The following is a 4,556-nucleotide window of genomic DNA, read 5'->3' on the forward strand; positions in this document are numbered from 1 at the left end:
CCGGAGGAAAAAGTCGTGAACCTGCCGCTGGAGGTGGCTGGGCAAACCTGGCAGGTCACCTGCGTCAGCATGGGCAATCCCCACTGCATCACGTTTGTAGAGGATGTGGCGACGATTCCGCTGGCGGCGATTGGGCCCCAGTTTGAGCATCATCCCGCTTTCCCCAAGCGGATTAATGCTGAGTTCATTCAGGTGGTGCGCCCGGACTATCTGAAGATGCGCGTGTGGGAGCGGGGCGCGGGTATTACGCTGGCCTGCGGCACGGGGGCCTGTGCGTCGCTGGTGGCGGCGGTGCTAAACGGCAAGAGCGATCGCCGTGCGACGGTGGAGCTTCCGGGCGGGCCGCTGCTGATCGAGTGGTCAGAGGCCGATCAGCACCTCTACATGACCGGGCCCGCGCAGAAAGTGTTTAACGGCACGGCGCTATAGCGTCTTGGATTAACCTCTCAAAGCCTTGAAAATAGCGGCGCTGACCCGGCTTACCCAATTTTGCGGCGATCCCTTATCCTTGAGGTTCAACCGCGTAGTGATGGTTTGGCATGAAGCTACTATGTCTGAGCAATGGTCACGGAGAAGATGCGATCGCCCTCCGCATTCTCCGGGCCCTGCGGCATCGGGCAGACCTAGAGGGCCGTGTGGCAGATATCGTGGCGTTGCCGCTGGTGGGCGAAGGTCATGCCTATTCCCAGAGCGGCATCCCGGTGCTTGGCCCAGTCAAACAGCTTCCCTCCGGTGGCTTTGTCTATATGGACGGTCGGCAGTTTGCCAAAGACCTGCGCGGCGGGCTGCTGCAACTCACCCTCAGCCAGCTTCGCGTGGTGCGCGAGTGGGCCAAGCAGGGCGACCTGATTTTGGCCGTGGGCGACTTGGTGCCGCTGCTGTTTGCCTGGTGGAGCGGAGCGCCCTACGCCTTTGTGGGCACGGCCAAATCGGAATATTACTTGCGCGATGAAGCCGGACTCTTGCCCCGCGCCTCCTGGTTTGAGCAGCTAGAAAGCTGGTCAGGATCGGTCTATTTGCCTTGGGAGCGCTGGCTGATGGGGCGGCGGCGCTGTCGGGCGGTGTTTCCTCGCGACAGCCTCACCAGCGAAGTGCTAAGCCGCTGGAATCTACCCGTGTATGACCTGGGCAACCCGATGATGGATGATCTGGAACCGATGGGGATTGACTTTGCGATTCCCGACGAGGCGCTGGTGGCCACGCTGCTGCCGGGGTCGCGGGTGCCCGAAGCCTATCGAAATTGGGAAACACTGCTGGATGCGGCGCAATCGCTGGTGACGGGACTCGATCGCCCCGTGACCTTGTTGGCGGCGATCGCCCCCTATCTCGATTTAGCCGTGCTGCACCAAGCGTTGCAGGCTCGCGGCTGGCAGTTGACCAATCCTGCCCCCGTGCCGCCCCTGGCCTATCGCCAAGACCAGGCGACGCTGCTGCTGACCACGGCCTTTAACGGCTGCGTCAACCGGGGCGACGTGGCGATGGCGATGGCGGGCACGGCTACGGAACAGGTGGTGGGATTGGGCAAGCCCGCGCTGATCTTTCCGGGCGAAGGGCCGCAGTTTACCTATGCCTTCGCCGAAGCCCAAACGCGCCTGCTGGGGCCGTCGGTGATCCTGGTCGAACAGCCCGACCAGGCAGCCGAAGTCGTGCGATCGCTGCTGAAAGACCCCGATCGCCTGCAAATCATTGCCGAAAACGGTCGCCGCCGTATGGGACTACCCGGTGCGAGCGATCGCATTGCTGCTTGTCTGCTGAGTCAGGGGTGATTTTAGATTTTGGATTTTGGGCAGAAAGTCTATCAGTCCTCACCAATCCAAAGGCCAAAATCTCTAGATTTCTAGCTCAATCACCACCGGGCAATGGTCAGACGCTTTGGGATAGCTGCTGCCCACGCCGTTGAACCGCTGGACTGCGGTGCGTTCGGCTCGTTTGGGCAAACCGCGCCGCTCGATGTAGGGAAGCGCGTTGGGGTTGGCTTCGGCGAGCGATCGCGACAGCAGGATGTAATCCAACTGGTGATATTCCTCGCCCCGCGAAAAGAAATGCGTCCAGCGCTGATCAGGACGCAGCCGTTCGATCACGTTCTCCAGCCAGGGCTGGCTGAGCAGCGGCTCCAGCCCCAGCGACGGCAGATAGTCGTTGAAATCGCCCAAAATTACCCAGGTTGCCGCGCCCGGATCGGCTCCAAACCGCTCATGCAAAATCTGCACAACGCGCTGGGTCTGGATCTTGCGGATATGCATGGTTTCCTCGCGCCCCTCATGCATAGATTTGAAATGGTTAACAAACACCGTCAGCGGCTTGCCGTCGGGCAGTTCGAGGTCTACCTCTAGGCAGTCGCGGGAAAAGATCAGGTGGCCGCTGGGAGCGCGATCGAACTGGTGCGTGCGGATGTGGCGAAAGGGAAAGCGGCTGAGCAATCCCACGTCGATCAATCGGCGATCGTTGCCGTCGATGACCAGCTTGTAGGGATAGTCGGGCATCAGCGAACGAAACTGGCGCACAAACTGCTTCAGCGTGTCCATACTCTCGACTTCTTGCAGTCCGAGAATATCTGCCCGCAGCGCCCCGATTGCTTCCGCCGTGATCCGATCTTTCCCTTCCGAAAATGGAATGCACTGCGTCACGCTGGCAGTCCACTTTTCGGGAAGCTCTTCGTAGGGCAGGTCTTCCTTAAACTGAAACCGGGCAAACAGGTTTTCAGCATTAAACGTACCAATGCGGACGCGCATAAGCCAGGCCAGAGCGACAACCCTGAAACCATTGCAGCGTCGGGGCGACGCAACAACGTGTCCCTATCATATCGACATAATATCGACTGAGAGGAGCCGCCGCAGATCGCGTCCAATACCTGTGGATAAAATCTCGATGATCAGTTCCCAAGATCAGTTCCCAAGATCAGTTCCAAACGACCTGATCTCGGTTTCCTCGGTTTTTCCCGCTTGTCCCGCCTCAATCGCCCAGGAGTGCCTGAAACTCCGGACTATGGCGCACGTTGTCAAAGCTGGTATCCGTCTGCGCCATCACGCGGTAGAGATTGGGGCTGAGAACCACGGCCCGATGCAGATTTCTCAGGGTGCGCTCCAGATCGCCCTGGAGGCTGCGGGCGCAGGCTTTGCCATACCAGGCTTCGGGATTGTCGTCTTTGCATTGCAGCGATTGGTCGAAACTGGCGATCGCCTCTTCAAACCGCTCCAGCTTGACCAAGACAATGCCGCGATAGCTCCAGGCATAATGGCAGGTGGGCTTAATGGTCACCGCCGTCTCCAGGCTGGTCAGTGCTTCCTCGTAGCGGCGCAGCGCCCCCAGGGCCAGACCCCGGTTATACCAGGCGCGGTAGTTGTTGGGGCGCAGTTCTACCACTTTGTCAAAACTGGCGATCGCCTCTCGATAGCGATACAGCCGATTTTGGGCGTAGCCCCGGTTATACCAGGCCTTGGCATCGGCGGGGTCAAACTTCACCGCTTTGTCAAAACTGGCGATCGCCTCTTCGTAGCGCTCCAGCCGGGCCAGCGCAATGCCTTTGCCGTGCCAGGCCAGCGCGTTTTTGGGCTTGAGCTTCAGGGCCCGCTCAAAACTGGCGATCGCCTCTTCGTCATACTCCAGCGCGTGCAGCGCAAAGCCCCGCTTCATCCAGGCTTCGGGATGGTCGGGCTGCTGTTGCAATAAACGGTCAAATCGAGCTACTGCACCCTCATACCGGCCAACCCCGTAGAGTGCCATGCCCTGGTCGAGCCAGGTGTTTAAATCTTGTGTATGCTCTTGAGCCGGATCTGGAATCTCTGGGTCTTGCACTCGGTCTTGAATGTAATCAATCTGATCTTTTGTCTGACTCTCTTTTGTCTGACTCATAGCACCACTCAGTCATCGCGCCACCTGGCAGAGAAGCGAATGAAAAAGCAAAAACCCTACTTTCTCTAAGGTAATCGAGAATGCAGAATTAGCCATTTATCAACATCCCGTGAGATGGGCGTTTAGTTTCCCGGAGCGTTTCATTCATAATGATGAAGTTCCAATCTCGCCATGCACCCTTCTGAAAGCTAGTATGCCCAGGTTGAATAGGGTTTCATAGCGGGAAATTACGTGAAACGACGGGTGATATGGCGGATTTTCGGATAGAGCGCGACTCGATGGGAGAAAAGCAGATTCCCAACAACGTGTATTACGGCATTCAAACCCTGCGGGCGGTCGAAAATTTCCCCATCAGCGGGCTAAAGCCATTGCCAACCTATGTCGATGCTTGCCTGCTGATTAAAAAAGCAACGGCGATCGCCAATGGAGAACTGGGCTGCATTTCTGAAGACCTCAGTCGGGCGATTGTGCAGGCAGCAGACGAGATTCTGGCCGGCAGCCTGCGAGATCAGTTTGTGGTGGATGTGTATCAGGCGGGCGCAGGCACGTCGCACCACATGAACGTGAACGAAGTGTTGGCCAATCGGGCGCTGGAAATTTTGGGTGATGAAAAGGGCAATTACAGCCGCGTCAGCCCGAATGATCACGTCAATTATGGGCAATCGACCAATGATGTGATTCCTACTGCCATTCGCATCGGCGGG

General features: G+C 58.1%; 5 protein-coding genes. 3 read left to right on the plus strand and 2 right to left on the minus strand.

Annotation, left to right across the window (positions count from 1 at the left end):
- Both dapF and IGS51_RS09085 read left to right on the plus strand, forming a co-directional pair.
- Window positions 1-429 (plus strand): diaminopimelate epimerase (gene dapF / locus IGS51_RS09080; RefSeq protein WP_297078106.1); only part of this gene is annotated, 429 nt, incomplete at its 5' end.
- 110 nt (window positions 430-539) lie between these two features.
- Window positions 540-1,766 carry a lipid-A-disaccharide synthase-related protein gene (locus tag IGS51_RS09085; protein ID WP_297078107.1) on the plus strand — a complete coding sequence of 409 codons (1,227 nt, stop codon included), beginning with the start codon at window positions 540-542 and terminating at the stop codon, window positions 1,764-1,766.
- A 63-nt stretch (window positions 1,767-1,829) separates the two neighbouring features.
- Here IGS51_RS09085 and IGS51_RS09090 read toward each other — a convergent pair whose 3' ends face one another.
- Together IGS51_RS09090 and IGS51_RS09095 are read right to left on the minus strand one after the other, a co-directional pair.
- Window positions 1,830-2,732 (minus strand): endonuclease/exonuclease/phosphatase family protein, encoded by a 903-nt coding sequence (locus IGS51_RS09090; protein ID WP_297078108.1) that lies wholly within the window; start codon window positions 2,730-2,732, stop codon window positions 1,830-1,832.
- A gap of 220 nt (window positions 2,733-2,952) precedes the next feature.
- A complete protein-coding gene (locus tag IGS51_RS09095) occupies window positions 2,953-3,852 on the minus strand; it encodes a tetratricopeptide repeat protein (RefSeq protein ID WP_297078109.1) in 900 nt (299 codons plus the stop codon).
- Between the two features lie 248 nt (window positions 3,853-4,100).
- Between IGS51_RS09095 and IGS51_RS09100 the strand changes: the two genes are divergently transcribed.
- Window positions 4,101-4,556 (plus strand): lyase family protein (locus tag IGS51_RS09100; RefSeq protein ID WP_297078110.1); only part of this gene is annotated, 456 nt, incomplete at its 3' end.

The sequence above is a fragment of the Thermoleptolyngbya sp. M55_K2018_002 genome (assembly GCF_015295965.1).
Lineage (GTDB): Bacteria > Cyanobacteriota > Cyanobacteriia > Elainellales > Elainellaceae > Thermoleptolyngbya > Thermoleptolyngbya sichuanensis.